This window comes from Micromonospora sp. NPDC002717, from assembly GCF_040295705.1.
Lineage (GTDB): Bacteria > Actinomycetota > Actinomycetes > Mycobacteriales > Micromonosporaceae > Micromonospora.
Genome location: NZ_JBEOVW010000002.1, coordinates 191,670 through 204,746 on the forward strand (window position 1 = coordinate 191,670; position 13,077 = coordinate 204,746).

The following is a 13,077-nucleotide window of genomic DNA, read 5'->3' on the forward strand; positions in this document are numbered from 1 at the left end:
GGGGCGCAAAATCTGCCAGCCGGTCGCTTGAGTCGCCCTGCGATGCTCTCCACGGCGGCCTGACGAGATCGAGGTATGGGCATGGAGCTGCGCAAGAGCCGGCGCCTGCTGGTGGCGGGCATTGTGTTCCTGGCGTTCGGCGTACTCGTGCTGCTGTGCGCAGCGGGCAGTTCGTCCCCTTCCGTCGGCGCGTGGCTCTTCGGTGGAGTCGCGGCGCTGATGGGCGGCGCGTTCGCCGTCAGCGAGCTCAAGCCGTTCAGGTTCCACATCGGGGCCGACGGATTGACCCTGCGGCTGACCGGGCTCGACCGGCTCGTGCCGTGGGCGGAGATCGACTCCGTCATCCTCGACGAGCCGGTACCGACGCCCGGCGGCAGGAAGCCGACGTCTCCGTCGCTGTTGCTGGTGCCGGCCACCGGGTCGACCATCGATCACCCGCGCACCGGCCGGAGCCCGCTCGACGGCCGGCCTGCCCTGGTACTTCTCGACCTCGATGACGTCCGGCAGCCGGCAGACGAGGTGGCAGCCGCCCTGACCCGCTTCGGAGGGAGTCGTTTCACGGACGTCCGGCAACTACGCCGGGAGCGGTTCGACTCGCCCGACTTCACCATCGGGCTGCGAGGTTACGACCCGGCGCGGGTGGACGAGCTGATCCGGCGGGGTCAGGACGCGCTGATCTCGGGCCAGACGTCGCAGCGCTACGCGGCCAAGGCCGAGCTCGACAAGGCGCGCATCGCCCTGCCTGTCGCCACGCGCGGATACAACTGCGCACAGGTCGACGCGCTGCTGGAGGAGCTTTCCGCCACACTGGCGCGTTGGGGTGACGAGGGCGCCGAGCCCGAGTGAGTGGATCGCGTTCGGCGGGTCCGGCCGGACGTGCGTGTCACGCCGACGCGGCCACGGCCCCGAGCGCCTGCTTCAGGCAGGCGTCGACGTCCGTCGCGTGGTAGACCCGCTCGCTTGCCTCGATCCCGTCCAGGAACATCGCGTACACCGCGGCCATCCGCAGCGCCGCGACCGGCCGCAGCAGCTCGACGGCCCGCTCCGGCTCGCACCCCGGCACGTCGGCCCGCCACCGCGCGCACCACTCCTCGAAGACCGACCCGGCGGCGGCCGCGTCGAGCCCCTCGGCCAGCCGCAGCGCGTCGAACGCGGGATGCCCCACGAACGCGTCGCCCCAGTCGATGACGACATGCCGCCCCGCACAAGCCCGGACGTTGCCGGGGTGCAGGTCCCCGTGCACCAACGTCTCCGGCAGCCCGCACCGGGCCACCTCGTCCAGCCGCGCCTCCAGCCCGGTCAGCAGGGGCTCCACCGACGAGGTGTCGTGCCCGGAGAGCCGGTCACGGATCCAGCCAGCGAGCTGCGGGGCACGCAGGTCCGGCACGCCCGCCGCCACCAGCTCCGCCACGTCCGGGACGGACCGCACCTGCACCGGGTGGAGGTCGGCGGCCATCGCCAGCCGCTCCTCGATGGGCGCCCCGTAGCGGTCCTCGCCCGGCACGTGGTCGAGCAGCATACGCCCGTCGCCGTCGTCGGCGAGCAGCGTCGACGTCTTCCCCGGCACCGCCCGCCCGAGCCAGCGCAGCACGGCGGCCTCGTGCCGGAAGAACACGGGCACCTGCTTCAGCCACGCCGTCCCGCCCGGCCCGTCGAGCCGCCAGATCGCCGACAGGTTCCAGGTGCGCTGCTGGGCAACCGTCTCCACCGGCCGGCCGAGCCGCTCCAGCTCCCCCGTCGCCCAGGCGAGGCTGCGGGCCGGGCCGCCGGGCTCGGCGTAGGGGGCGCGCAGCGGGTCCGCCGACAGGTCCACCTGCGCCGGGACGAGCGGCGTGGCGGGCGGGTCGCTCACCTGTCCGAGGTACGTCACCGCGCCGCCGACGGTGCGGGTGTCGTCCCCGCCGAGCAGGCGGAGCACGGCGACCTCGACCCCGTACCGCTCGCGGGCCTCGTCGACGACCGGGCCGACGTCCTGCCACCAGGGCGACGGCACGTCGAACGGCGGCAGGGCGCCCAGCAGCGCTCCGGCGGCATCGACCAAGACGAGGGTCACGGTGCGGGACACGCCGGCACGCTACCGCCGGACAACCGGCCGCAGCGACCGGGTTTGCCCGGCACGCCGTACCGACTAGGCGAGCGGCACGGAGCACCGAGGCCGGCCCCAAGCCCGCTCCACCCACGGGTGGAACGCCTGGTTGTGCCCTCCACCCGCGGGCTGATCGGCTGAAGCTGATCTCCACCCGCCGATCAGCCTGCGGACCGAAGACCACGGCGTACCGCGCCCCCTAGCGTCTCTGTCGTCGACGCCCCGCGACTCGAGAACTCCGTGACTGCGACCCGCACCCGCCAGGTGTCGGGGACGGTTCCTGGCTGATCCGGGACGGAGTCCCGATTTTCCCGGGACGACAGCCCATTGGCCTTGGGATATCGGGATGCAGAGACTCGATTGCGCCGGCGGGATGGGGGGCGATGCCCGCCGGCAACGTCCACCGGCTGGGCTGGCTCAGCCGGCAGTCGAGGGCGGCGACGACCGCCCCGAACAACCATGGAGGAAACGGAATGGGCAAGTCCGTGCGTATCGACGACATCCCGGCCGACGGGATCGAGCTCACCGAGGACGAGCTGGCCAACCTGATCGGCGGTCTCCCGCCGTCGTGGCACCGGTCGTCGAAGACCATCAACATCGACCCCGGCTACACCGACACCGACGAGGACTTCTGATCCCGTCACCGGGTCGAGTCCAGCCGGCCGGTGCCCGCAGCGCAGCAGCGAGTGCCGGCCGGCTGGCCGCTCGACACCGGCCACCGGCAGTTTCCGTCCACGACGCTCGGGCAGGGCGGGCCGCAAGGGACCGTCCCGCACCGCCGGCAGGAGAAACCAACCGATGATTCTGATCCTGACCCAGGCCGACGATGTGCACGCCGACGCGGCCGAGGCGGAACTGGGCCGCCGTGACGCCCGTTGGCTGCGGTTCGACCCCGCGCAGGTGCCCACCAGGGCGAGCATCGCCGTCCACTTCGCCGACGGGCGCGTACGGCGGACGTTGCACCACGACGGCGGGGAGGTGGACCTCGACGAGGTCAGCGCCGTGTGGTTCCGTCGGCCCGGCCGTCCGGTGCCGCCCGCGCACCTGACCGGGTACCTGGCCGACTTCGTCGCCGGCGAGAGCGCCACCTTCGTGGGCGACGCGTGGGAGACCCTCGACGTGCTGGCCGTGCCGGCGCCACGCCCGGTGGTCCAACGTGCCCAGTACAAGCTTCGTCAGCTGCAGCTCGCCGCCCAGCTCGGTTTCGAGTTGCCGGAGACCGTCGCGGGCAACCACCCCGACGCGGTACTCGACCTGTTCAACGCCCACGGCGGGCACCTCATCAGCAAACAGGTCGGTCTGAACAGGCTGGGCGGCGGCCTGGTGCGCTACACCGAGCCGGTACGCCACCGGGACCTGGTGCACGTCGAGGGCATCCGGCAGTGCCCGGTCATCGTCCAGTCGTACGTGCCCAAACGGCTGGAGCTGCGCGTCACGGTGGTCGGTGAGCGGGTCTACGCGGCGGCCATCGACTCGCAGCACGCCCACCACACCCGCTACGACTGGCGTCGCTACGACGACAAGAACAGCCGGATGCGCCCCTGGGACCTGCCCGGGGACGTCGCCGCCCGGTGCGTCGAACTGACCCGACGACTGGGCCTGCGCTACGGCGCCATCGACCTCGTGCTCACCCCCGACGACCGGTACGTGTTCCTGGAGATCAACCCCAGCGGCCAGTACCTGTGGGTCGAGGACGCCACCGGCCTGCCCATCACGGCCGCGATCGTCGACCTGCTGATGTCGGCGACGGCCACCGCGACAACCGGAGGAAACTCGTGACCAGCACCATCGACCGGACGCCCGCACAGCAGGTGATGGCCGCGACTACCCTGCCGGAGGAGACGGCGGCGCCGGAGCAGACGGCGGCACCGGATCCGGCGATGCTCGCCGACGCGGTCGAGACGATGATCCGGCTGTCCGAGGTCGCGGGCGACGGCAGCGGCGACCGGGCCGCCTCGGCCGTGGCCGGGTTGCGTTCCCGGTGGGCCGATGCCCGACTCGACCTGGTCCACGACCGTGCGGCGGACGGCACGGTCAGCTACGACCTGCTCATCCGCGGCGCCGCCGGCACGGTCTCCGTCGCGTTCAGTCCCGCGCCCGCCCAGCCCTGGCCGCTGCGCGGCGCCATGCACTACACGGAAGGCACCCTGCTCCGGGTCGGGACCACCCGCCTCGGTGTCGGCGAGGGCCTGGGCGCGCTGGACTACCTCTGGGGCGACGCCGAGGTGCTGGCCCGGCTGATCGACACCTGCATCATCAAGGCGGAACTCGAGCGTGCGCCGATCCCGCTCGACGACGCCCAGATCCAGCACGCCGCCGACGCGTTCCGCCGGGCCAAGGGCCTGCTCGACGCCGAGCGGACCCGCCGGTGGCTCGACGCCGTCGGGCTCGACCAGGACGGCTTCGTCGAGTTGGTCAGGCACACGGCACAGGCCGCCGCTCTGCGGCGACGCGTGACCGCCGGCCGGATCGAGTCGTGGCTCGCCGAACACCGCGAGGAGCTGGCCACCCTCTCCGTCGCCTGGATCGCCGCGTCGGAGACGAGTGGACCGGCGCCGATGCCGGCGGACCGGGCCGCCGCGCTGGCCGCCGTCACGGAGGCGATCCAGCGCGGGGAATCCGCTGGCCTGCTGCGCCTGGCAGCCGTCGACGCCCCCGAGGAGCTGCGGTCGGCCCCCGTCGGCGCGCCCGTCACGACGCGCATCCACGGCACGCCCGCCCACGCCGTCGTCCTCGACCGTCTGCCCGCCGAGCTGGACGACGCGGCCCGCCGGCACGCCGAGCGGGCGGTGTTCGACCAGTGGCTCGCCGACGCGCGCGTCGGCGCCGACATCGAATGGTGCTGGCTCGACGCCGAGCGTACGGCCGCGGTAGGGGCCTGATGCGCCGCCGCGTACCGGTGATCCTGCAGACCGCGGACTCCGACTGCGGCGTCGCGGCCCTCGCCATGATCCTGGCGGCGCACCGGCGGCCGGTACCCGTGGCGCACCTGCGGGCCGACCTCGACGTCGGCCGCGACGGCCTCAGCATGCGCGACCTGCGCGCGGCGGCCGTCGACCACGGCCTGCGCTGCCGGGCCGTCGCGCTGGCCGCCCTGCGCACCCGACCGGAACGCGTCCGGGAACTCGCCCTGCCGCTGATCGCCCACTGGCGCGGGGACCACTACGTCGTCGTGACAGGGGCCCGGCGCGGCCACGTCGACGTGATCGACCCGGGCGTCGGCCGGCGGCGCCTCACCCTCGACGAGTTCTCCGCCGGGGTCACCGGCGCCGTCCTGCTGTTCGCGCCGGACGGCCCGGCGCCGGCGTCGTCGGCCCGGCCGGCCGGCGCCGTCCGCCTGCTCGCCGTGCCGTTGCTGCGCCGCCAGTGGCGACTGCTCGCCCTCCTCGCCGCCGCCTCGGTGCTCATGGCCGTCCTCGGCCTGGCCGTGCCGCTGGCCACCAAGACGATCGTCGACAGCCTCACCCGGCAGGACGCCCCGCACACCGTCTGGTTCGCGGCCGTCGCCGCCCTCGCGCTGGCCATGGGCTCGCTGTCGTTGGCCCGGGGCCTGTGCGTCGCCCTGCTCCAGCGGCGCATCGGCGCGCAGCTGGGCCGGGACGCCGTCGCGCACCTGTTCCGCGCCAGCTACCGGTTCCTGGGCCGGCGCTTCGCCGGCGACCTCGTGGACCGGGTCCAGTCGTCGCTCGGGATCCGTCACCTGCTGGCGTCCCAGTTCATCGCCAGCGGGATCGACGCCCTGCTGGCGGCCGGCTACCTGGTCGTCGTGGCGGTCCTCGCCCCGGCCGTCGCCGCGATGACAGCGGTCAGCATGGTCGTGCAACTCGTGGTCGCGGCGTGGCTGTCCCACCGGATCGCCGCGCTGCAACGGGAGGAGCTGCTCGCCAGCGGGGAGCAGGCCGGTCAGCTCAGCGACGCGCTACGCGGGATCGCCACCATCCGAGCGGTCGGCGCGGAGAATCGCGTCCTGCACCGCTGGTCCCGGGCATTCGACCGGGGCCTGGCCGCCGACCACCGCAAGAGCCGGATGGAGGCCGTGTCGACGGCGGTGCTCTCCGCCTGGCAGGTGGCCAGCCCGGTCCTGATCCTGCTGGTCGCCGCACGCACCACCACCTCACCCGGCACCGCCGTCGGGCTGGCCGCGCTCGCCGGCGCCGCGACCGCCCCGGCGGCCATGCTGGCGATGCGGCTGCCGGCGTTCGCGGTGCTCGCGCCCACCCTCGAACGGCTGGCCGACATCGCCCAGGCCCCGGCGGAGCAGCCCCGACCACGGCCGCCGGCCCCACGACTGACCGGCCGGATCACCCTGGAGGGGGTCGGTTTCCGCTACGACCGGCGCTCGCCGTACGCGCTGCGGGACGTCACGGTGACCATCGAGGCAGGCACGAAGGTGGCGGTGGTCGGCGGCTCCGGCAGCGGCAAAAGCACCGTGGTGTCCCTGTTGACCGGCCTGCACACGGCCACCGAGGGGACGGTGCGCTACGACGGGCACGACGTGGCCGAGGTCGACCTGTCGTCGTTGCGCCGCCAACTGGGAGTCGTGCTCCAGGACCCGTACGTGGGTGCGGGCACCGTCGCGGAGGCGCTCCTGCTCTCCCGCCCGGACGCCACCGCCGCGCAGATCGACCGCGCGCTCGCCCTGGCCGCCATCCGCGACGAGCTGTACGCCCTGCCGATGGGTCTCCAGACCCACCTCGGCGACGGCGGCTCCGGCCTCTCCGGTGGGCAGCGCCAGCGGCTCGCCCTGGCCAGGGCGCTGCTGGACGAGCCGGCCGTGCTGATCCTCGACGAGGCCACCAGCGCCCTCGACGTCGTCACCGAGGCGGCCGTCGAGCGGAACCTGCGGTCCCTGCCGATGACCCGCGTGGTCATCGCCCACCGGCTCTCCACGGTCGTCGACGCGGATCTGGTGCTCGTGCTCGACGGGGGTCGCCTGGTGGAATGCGGTCCCCCGGCGGAGCTCGTCGCAGCCGGTGGCCGGTTCGCTGCCATGGTCGCCGCGTCCGGGGTGCCCGCGCCGGCGATGTCCTGACTCGCGGGGCCGTCCACGGGGCAACGGAGGGGCGGGGCCCCGCAGGTCAGGTGGCGCGGCGGGGACACGCTGCGGCTGCCCGCCCCGGCCGCCGCTCAGCGCGACAGGATGGCGACGATCTCGGCGTACCCGCGCCGGCGGGCGTGTTCCCGGGCGTCGACGCCGTCCCGGTCGGGCACGTCCACGCGTGCCCCGGCGCCGACCAGGATCTCCGCGATCTGCTGGTACGGCCGGCTGCCGTCGCCGAGGATCACGCACTCCAGCAGCGCGGTCCAGCCGAGGTTGTTGACGTGGTTGACGTCGATGCCGGTGCGGACCACGCGCCGGACGTACTCGACGTGGCCGCGTTCACTTGCCGGGATGACGGAGATCCCGCCGTAGCGGTTCACGATCGTCAGGTCGGGGTCGGCGGGCAGCAGCACCTCCAGCATCGCCACGCTGCCGGTCACCCCGGTCACCAGCCACGGGGTGTCGTGCTGGTCGTCGAGCGCGTCCGGGTCGGCTCCCGCCTCGACGAGGATCCGGGCGACCTCGACGTGGTCGTTCGCGGCGGCCAGCAGCAGCGGCGTACGCCGTCGGGCGTCGCGGGTCTCGATGTCGGCGCCGGCGGCCAGCGCGGCGCGTACCGCCGTGGGGTCCCCGGCGTCGGCGGCGGTGAGCAGGTCCTGGTCGGCGGGGCGGGGCATGGGTTTCTCCGGGGGTGGTGTCGGGGCGGGCCGGGCGCAGCCGGCGGCCGTGGCGAGGGTGAGGGCGAGGGCGAGCAGGGCGCGGCGCTTCACCGGCGGATCAGCTTCCGCTCGACGGCGGCGTGCACCGCCGCGGTCCGCGAGTCGACGCCGAGCTTGGCGTAGATGCGGACCAGGTGGGTCTTGACGGTGGCCTCGCTGATGAAGAGTTGACGGCTGATCTCCTTGTTGGCGAGGCCGCGGGCGAGCAGCGTGAGGATCTCCACCTCGCGGGCGCTGAGGGTGGGCTGCGGGCCGCGCATCCGGCCCATCAGCCGGGCGGCGACCGGCGGGGACAGCACGGTCTGCCCGGCTGCGGCGGCGTGCACGGCGCGGAAGAGTTCGTCGGGCGGGGAGTCCTTGAGCAGGTAGCCGGTCGCGCCGGCCTCGACGGCGCGCATGATGTCCTCGTCGCTGTCGTACGTGGTCAGGATCAGCACGCGCGGCGGCTCCGGCAGGGCGAGCAGGTTGGCGGTGGCCGCGGCGCCGTCGACGCCGTCGCCGAGTTGCAGGTCCATCAGCACCACGTCGGGGCGCAGCGCCGCGGCCTGCCGCAGCGCCTCCCCGGCGGTGGCCGCCTCGGCGACCACGGTCATGTCGGGCCGGCCGCCGAGCAGGGCCCGCAGTCCGGCGCGGACCACCGGGTGGTCGTCGACCAGGATCAGCCGCAGCGGCGTGCTCATCGGGCCTCCCGCAGCGGGAGGCTGACCGCGATCGCGGTGCCCTCGCCGGGTGCGCTCTCGACGGCGACGGTGCCGCCGAGCTGCGTGATCCGCTCCCGGATGCCGGTCAGCCCGAATCCGGTGACGGCAGCGGGGTCGAAGCCGGTTCCGTCGTCGTACACGTCGAGCGTCACCTCCTGGTCGCCGAAGGTCAGTGTCACGGCGGTCCGCCGCGCGCGGGCGTGCTGGCGCACGTTGGCCAGGGCGCCCTGGGCGACCCGCAGCAGGGCCACCTCGTCGTCGACGCCGAGCGGCGCGACGGTCCCCACGACGGCGAACCGGACCGGGATGCCGGTGTCGCGCTCGGTCGCCGCGCACAGCCGGCGCAGGGCGTCGGTCAGCGTGGCGCCGTCGAGCGCCGGGGACGCCAGGCCGCGGACGAAGCGGCGGGCCTCGGCCAGGTTCTCCCGGGCGGTCGCCGCGGCCTGCCGCACGTGCGCGCGGGCCTGCCCGGGCTCGGCGTCCCACTCCTGGTCGGCCGCCTCGAGCAGCAGGTTCATGCTGGACAGGCCCTGGGCGAGGGTGTCGTGGATCTCCCGGGACAGCCGGGCGCGTTCCGCCAGCGCCCCGGCCTCGCGCTGGCTGCGGTCCAGTTCGTCGCGCGCGGCCAGGAGGTCGTCGAGCGCGCGCTGCCGGGCCTGGTTCTGCCGGTCGAGTTCGAGGAAGACGACGGTGGTGATGGCGGCGACGCCCACCGGGCCGAGCACCAGGCTGGGGTCGAGGTGGTCGGCCAGCCGGATCTGCGCGACGACGACCGCGCCGGTCAGCAGCCCGACCAGCGGCCAGACCGCGCGGCGCGGGAGCTGGCGCAGGCCGACGAAGAACAGCGGGATCGCCACCAGGGCGAAGCTCGGCGCGGCGAGCACCAGCGCGAGGAAGGCGACGAGCACCGCCGCGAAGCGCGCGCCGGGCGCGCGCCGCCCCAGCTCGTTGATCGCGTACGCGGCCAGCAGCACCCCGGCCAGCGCCAGCACCACGCCGGTGTCGGCGCCCCAGCCGTGGCGTAGGCCGTAGCGGGAGGCGGCGGCGGCGAGCAGGAGCAGGAAGCCCCACCGCATCGCCGGGCGCAGCCGGTCCTGCCGTCCCACCGCCCACCTCCGATCAATTGATCTTGACAACTGTCCAGCGTACGGCAGGAACGGGGTGGCCGGTTCAACCATTCGAGGTATCCCGGTTGCATCCGGCGTGCCATGACCGCGCCGCGCGCGGCGGCCAGGCTGGGGACAGTCACCTCGATCCGAAGACCTCAGGGAGCATCGTGATGATCCACAACTTCCGCCGCCGGATGGCGCTCGGCCTGGGCGCCGGCGCCGTGGCCGTGGCCGCCGTCACCGGTGTCGCCGTCACCGCGTCCGCCGCCGAGCCGGTGGCGAAGCCGCAGGCCGCGACCGCCGCGAAGAGCAACGTCGTGGCGAACCCGTCGCTCGACCTCGACGCGGCGCTGCGTGCGGCCGAGGCGACCGTGAAGGCCGCCGAGAAGGGTGGCCACCGGGTCACCGTGGTCGTCCTCGACCGGTCGGGCACCGTGCAGGTGCAGCTCAAGGGCGACGGCGCCGGCCCGCAGACGGCCGAGTCCGCGCACCGCAAGGCGTTCACGGCCGTCTCCTTCGGCCAGCCCACCTCCGCGCTGGCCGGCCGGGTGACCGGGGCGGGCGCCACCCTGCGCGACATCCCGGGGACGCTGTTCCTCGGCGGTGGCGTGCCGGTGAGCGCCGACGGGCAGGTCGTCGGGGCCATCGGCGTCGGCGGCGCGCCCTCCGGCGACCTCGACGAGCAGTACGCGAACGCCGGCGCGGCCACCCTGCGCTGAGCGCGGCACCGCCGTAAGGGGGCGGGCCTCCGGGACTACTGACCGGAGGCCCGCCCCTGCGGCGTCGGATCCACGGTGCCCGGCAGGACGCCGCCCCCCCGGTGGCGGCACCATCCGTTCGCGTGCCGCCGACCCGGCCTGTCGTGAGCCCGCGTTACGGTGGCGGCGATGCCGGTCGTCCCCTGGAGGTTCCCGCGATGATCGATGACGTCAACGACCCGGGCGACGACCCTCGGGGCCGGGCGATGGAGCAGCGGATCAGCCTGGTCACCCTCGGCGTCGCCGACGTGGCCCGCGCCCGCGCCTTCTACGAGCGGCTCGGCTGGCGCGGCCAGGAGGTCGAGGAGACCGTCTTCTTCCAGGCCGGCGGCCTGGCGCTGGTGCTGTGGGGCCGCGACAAGCTGGCCGCCGACGCCGGCGTGACCGACGGGCACGGGTTCGGCGGGATGACGCTGGCGCAGAACGTCCGGTCCCGGGGCGAGGTCGACGACCTGCTGGCGGCGGCGGCCGACGCCGGCGCGGAGGTGACCCGGCCGGCCCGCGAGACCTTCTACGGCGGCTACGCCGGCTGCTTCGCCGACCCCGACGGGCACGTCTGGGAGATCGCCTGCAACCCGGGCTTCCCCCTCGCCGACGACGGCTCGCTGACCGTCCCCGACCTCACCCCACCGGGCTGAGCCGTCAGCAGGTGGGGCGGCGGGGGTACGCCTCGGCCTCCCGCGCCGACTGCTCCGCCGCCACCGCGAGGGCCCCGGCGGAGACCATGAGCGCCATCGGGTGGACCGCGGTCAGTTCCGCGCGGCCGGGCCAGCGCGCGGCTATCTGTAGACCGGGTTCTTGACCCCACGATGGTCGGCGCAGGAACCCGACTTGCCGCCGACCATTCCGATCATGCCGTCCTCACACCGCACCAGGTAGCCGGCCCCGGACCGGAAGTCGGCGACGCAGGCGAAGTAGCTGCACACGTCGGAGGCCGGCTGGTGGATGTAGGAGCCGCCGCAGTAGTTGTAGCCGTAGGGGTTGTCCGGCGCCCCGCAGAGGCCGACCACGGTGGGCTCCGGCGCGGGCGCAGTCGTGGTCGGGGCCGGGCCGGTGATCGGGGCCGGGCGCGACCCGGAACCCGGCGCCGCGACCGTGGGCGGCACCCGCGTGCCCGGGCCAGCCAGCCCCGGCGGCCCACTCGACACGTCTTCTCGTGGTACGCCCACCACGCTGGTCCCCGGCGCTGCCGTGCCTCCGCGCGGCGGCTCCGGCCCGCCGCCGGTGGACGGAGCGGTGGCGCTGGTGCCGCTCGGCGCCTCGGAGGCGACGACGCCGCTTCCGCCCATGTCGGCCCGGTACGGCATGCCGGCCTGCTCCGACCCGAATGCGCTGGCCGTCAGCGTCGCGAACGCCACGGCGGCGACAGCGGCGACGCTGGCCGCCCGGCGCCCCGGGCGCACCGCGGTCAGTGGGGCCTGGTCCGGGTCGGCGGGCGGCGGTGGCACCGGCCGCGTGTCCTGGTGGGCGGCCGCCAGGTCGTCGAGTTGCGCGGCGACGGCGGCGCGTTGCCCGGTGGCGTCGGCGAAGGCGAGGGTGAGGTAGAAGCGGAAGTTCACCGTGGCGGCGGCTGGCACCCGCAGCCCGGCCAGCCGGCCCCCGTCGGTGGTGTGCAGCAGGGTGACCGGGACGTCGGGATGATGGGCGGGCCCCACCATCTCCGCGTACGCCCACTCGCGCCGACCTGTGCGCCCGGAGAAGGCCACCCGGTGGTTGGTCACGACGGCCATGCCGGCGTCGAGGACCCGCAGGCCCTTCGGCAGCGGGTGGCCGCGTGCGCCGACGCTGTCCGGTGCGACGGTCAGCCGGAGCCATGCCTCGGCCTCGGCGTCGTGCCCGCGCCGCCGCCGCTCGTTCTCGCGTTCCGCCCAGGTGATCCGCCAGCGGGGGCGCGCCGCCGGCGTCACGATGATCGCGGGTGACTTCGCCATCACACCCCGTACAACCGCTCGCGTTTCACTGAGGAAACGCGCGCTGATCGATGCGCCCCATTGTTCCGGAAAGAGAATTCAGGCAGCGTGCCGTACGCCCGGTGCTCGTCAGCGCACCGGGTCGTGGGTGCCGCGCGGCACGTCGGGACGGCAGCGGCGCACCCGGTCGCGGCCGGGTCGGCGGCAGTCAGGAGGCGGCGACCCGGCGGGGGTACGCCCCGGCCTCCCGCGCCCACTGCTCCGCCGCCACCGCGAGGGCGTCGGCGGAGACCGTGAGCGTCAGCGGGTAGACCGCGCTGAGCGGCTGCCGCCGCATCCACGGCGGCAGCGACTCGTACGAGAACTCGACGGTCAGCGCCAGCCGGCGGCGGCGCAGCACCCGCGTACGGAAGGCCAGGTTCGGCTCGGTGAAGCGCACCACCGCCAAGGGTTCCGCCGGGTCGCCGGTCGTCTCGGCCTGCTGCCGCAGCCAGCCCGCCAGCGCGTACGCCTCGGACACCGTCAGGCAGGGCGTGTAGTGCGACCACGCCTGACCGTCGGCGGTGCGGGCGTCGGTCTCGACGAGCAGCCAGTCGTCCCAGTCCGCCGCCTCGTCCGGGTCGTCCGGCGGCTCGACTCCCGGCTGGTAGCCCACCGGCCGGATCCTGACCCGGGCGCCGTCGTCGGAGCGGATCTCCATGGCCCCATCATGGCCGAACCGGGAACGTCGGCGGGCGGGATATTCCGCAGGTC

At 74.7% G+C, this 13,077-nt stretch carries 13 protein-coding genes; 7 read left to right on the top strand and 6 right to left on the bottom strand.

Features of this window, described 5'->3' with window-relative positions; all coding sequences use genetic code 11:
• The first annotated feature begins 81 nt into the window (after positions 1 to 81).
• On the top strand, positions 82 to 846 hold the full coding sequence (locus ABT006_RS04955; RefSeq protein ID WP_350703051.1) for a hypothetical protein: 765 nt from the start codon (positions 82 to 84) through the stop codon (positions 844 to 846).
• A gap of 37 nt (positions 847 to 883) precedes the next feature.
• On the opposite strand, the gene ABT006_RS04960 is transcribed toward ABT006_RS04955, so the two are convergent.
• On the bottom strand, positions 884 to 2,065 hold the full coding sequence (locus ABT006_RS04960) for an aminoglycoside phosphotransferase family protein (protein WP_350703053.1): 1,182 nt from the start codon (positions 2,063 to 2,065) through the stop codon (positions 884 to 886).
• Between the two features lie 404 nt (positions 2,066 to 2,469).
• Here ABT006_RS04960 and ABT006_RS04965 point away from each other — a divergent pair, with 404 nt between their 5' ends.
• The 4 genes from ABT006_RS04965 (at position 2,470) to ABT006_RS04980 (ending at position 7,118) form a co-directional block, all read left to right on the top strand.
• Positions 2,470 to 2,721, top strand: coding sequence for a putative ATP-grasp target RiPP (locus tag ABT006_RS04965; protein WP_350703055.1), 252 nt, complete (start codon positions 2,470 to 2,472; stop codon positions 2,719 to 2,721).
• A gap of 163 nt (positions 2,722 to 2,884) precedes the next feature.
• Positions 2,885 to 3,865, top strand: a complete 981-nt coding sequence (locus ABT006_RS04970; RefSeq protein ID WP_350703057.1) for an MvdC/MvdD family ATP grasp protein — start codon at positions 2,885 to 2,887, stop codon at positions 3,863 to 3,865.
• Positions 3,862 to 4,968: a TIGR04500 family putative peptide maturation system protein gene (locus ABT006_RS04975; RefSeq protein ID WP_350703059.1), complete on the top strand. Its 1,107-nt coding sequence runs from the start codon at positions 3,862 to 3,864 to the stop codon at positions 4,966 to 4,968. Before ABT006_RS04970 ends, ABT006_RS04975 begins: the two co-directional genes overlap by 4 nt.
• A complete protein-coding gene (locus tag ABT006_RS04980; RefSeq protein WP_350703061.1) occupies positions 4,968 to 7,118 on the top strand; it encodes a peptidase domain-containing ABC transporter in 2,151 nt (716 codons plus the stop codon). Before ABT006_RS04975 ends, ABT006_RS04980 begins: the two co-directional genes overlap by 1 nt.
• Positions 7,119 to 7,213: 95 nt before the next feature.
• Here the strand turns inward: ABT006_RS04980 and ABT006_RS04985 are convergent, their stop codons facing one another.
• The 3 genes from ABT006_RS04985 to ABT006_RS04995 are packed head-to-tail and all read right to left on the bottom strand — an operon-like array spanning position 7,214 to position 9,653.
• Positions 7,214 to 7,897, bottom strand: a complete 684-nt coding sequence (locus tag ABT006_RS04985) for an ankyrin repeat domain-containing protein (RefSeq protein ID WP_350703063.1) — start codon at positions 7,895 to 7,897, stop codon at positions 7,214 to 7,216.
• Positions 7,894 to 8,526, bottom strand: coding sequence for a response regulator (locus ABT006_RS04990; RefSeq protein WP_350703065.1), 633 nt, complete (start codon positions 8,524 to 8,526; stop codon positions 7,894 to 7,896). Before ABT006_RS04990 ends, ABT006_RS04985 begins: the two co-directional genes overlap by 4 nt.
• Positions 8,523 to 9,653 carry a sensor histidine kinase gene (locus ABT006_RS04995; protein WP_350703067.1) on the bottom strand — a complete coding sequence of 377 codons (1,131 nt, stop codon included), beginning with the start codon at positions 9,651 to 9,653 and terminating at the stop codon, positions 8,523 to 8,525. Before ABT006_RS04995 ends, ABT006_RS04990 begins: the two co-directional genes overlap by 4 nt.
• A gap of 173 nt (positions 9,654 to 9,826) precedes the next feature.
• Between ABT006_RS04995 and ABT006_RS05000 the strand changes: the two genes are divergently transcribed.
• Both ABT006_RS05000 and ABT006_RS05005 read left to right on the top strand, forming a co-directional pair.
• Entirely contained in the window at positions 9,827 to 10,375 is a 549-nt protein-coding gene (locus tag ABT006_RS05000) for a GlcG/HbpS family heme-binding protein (RefSeq protein WP_350703069.1), read from the top strand.
• 197 nt (positions 10,376 to 10,572) lie between these two features.
• Entirely contained in the window at positions 10,573 to 11,052 is a 480-nt protein-coding gene (locus ABT006_RS05005) for a VOC family protein (protein WP_350703071.1), read from the top strand.
• Between the two features lie 141 nt (positions 11,053 to 11,193).
• On the opposite strand, the gene ABT006_RS05010 is transcribed toward ABT006_RS05005, so the two are convergent.
• Positions 11,194 to 12,345, bottom strand: coding sequence for a hypothetical protein (locus ABT006_RS05010; protein WP_350703073.1), 1,152 nt, complete (start codon positions 12,343 to 12,345; stop codon positions 11,194 to 11,196).
• Positions 12,346 to 12,532: 187 nt separating this feature from the next.
• Entirely contained in the window at positions 12,533 to 13,024 is a 492-nt protein-coding gene (locus ABT006_RS05015) for a WapI family immunity protein (protein WP_350703075.1), read from the bottom strand.
• Positions 13,025 to 13,077: the final 53 nt, after the last annotated feature.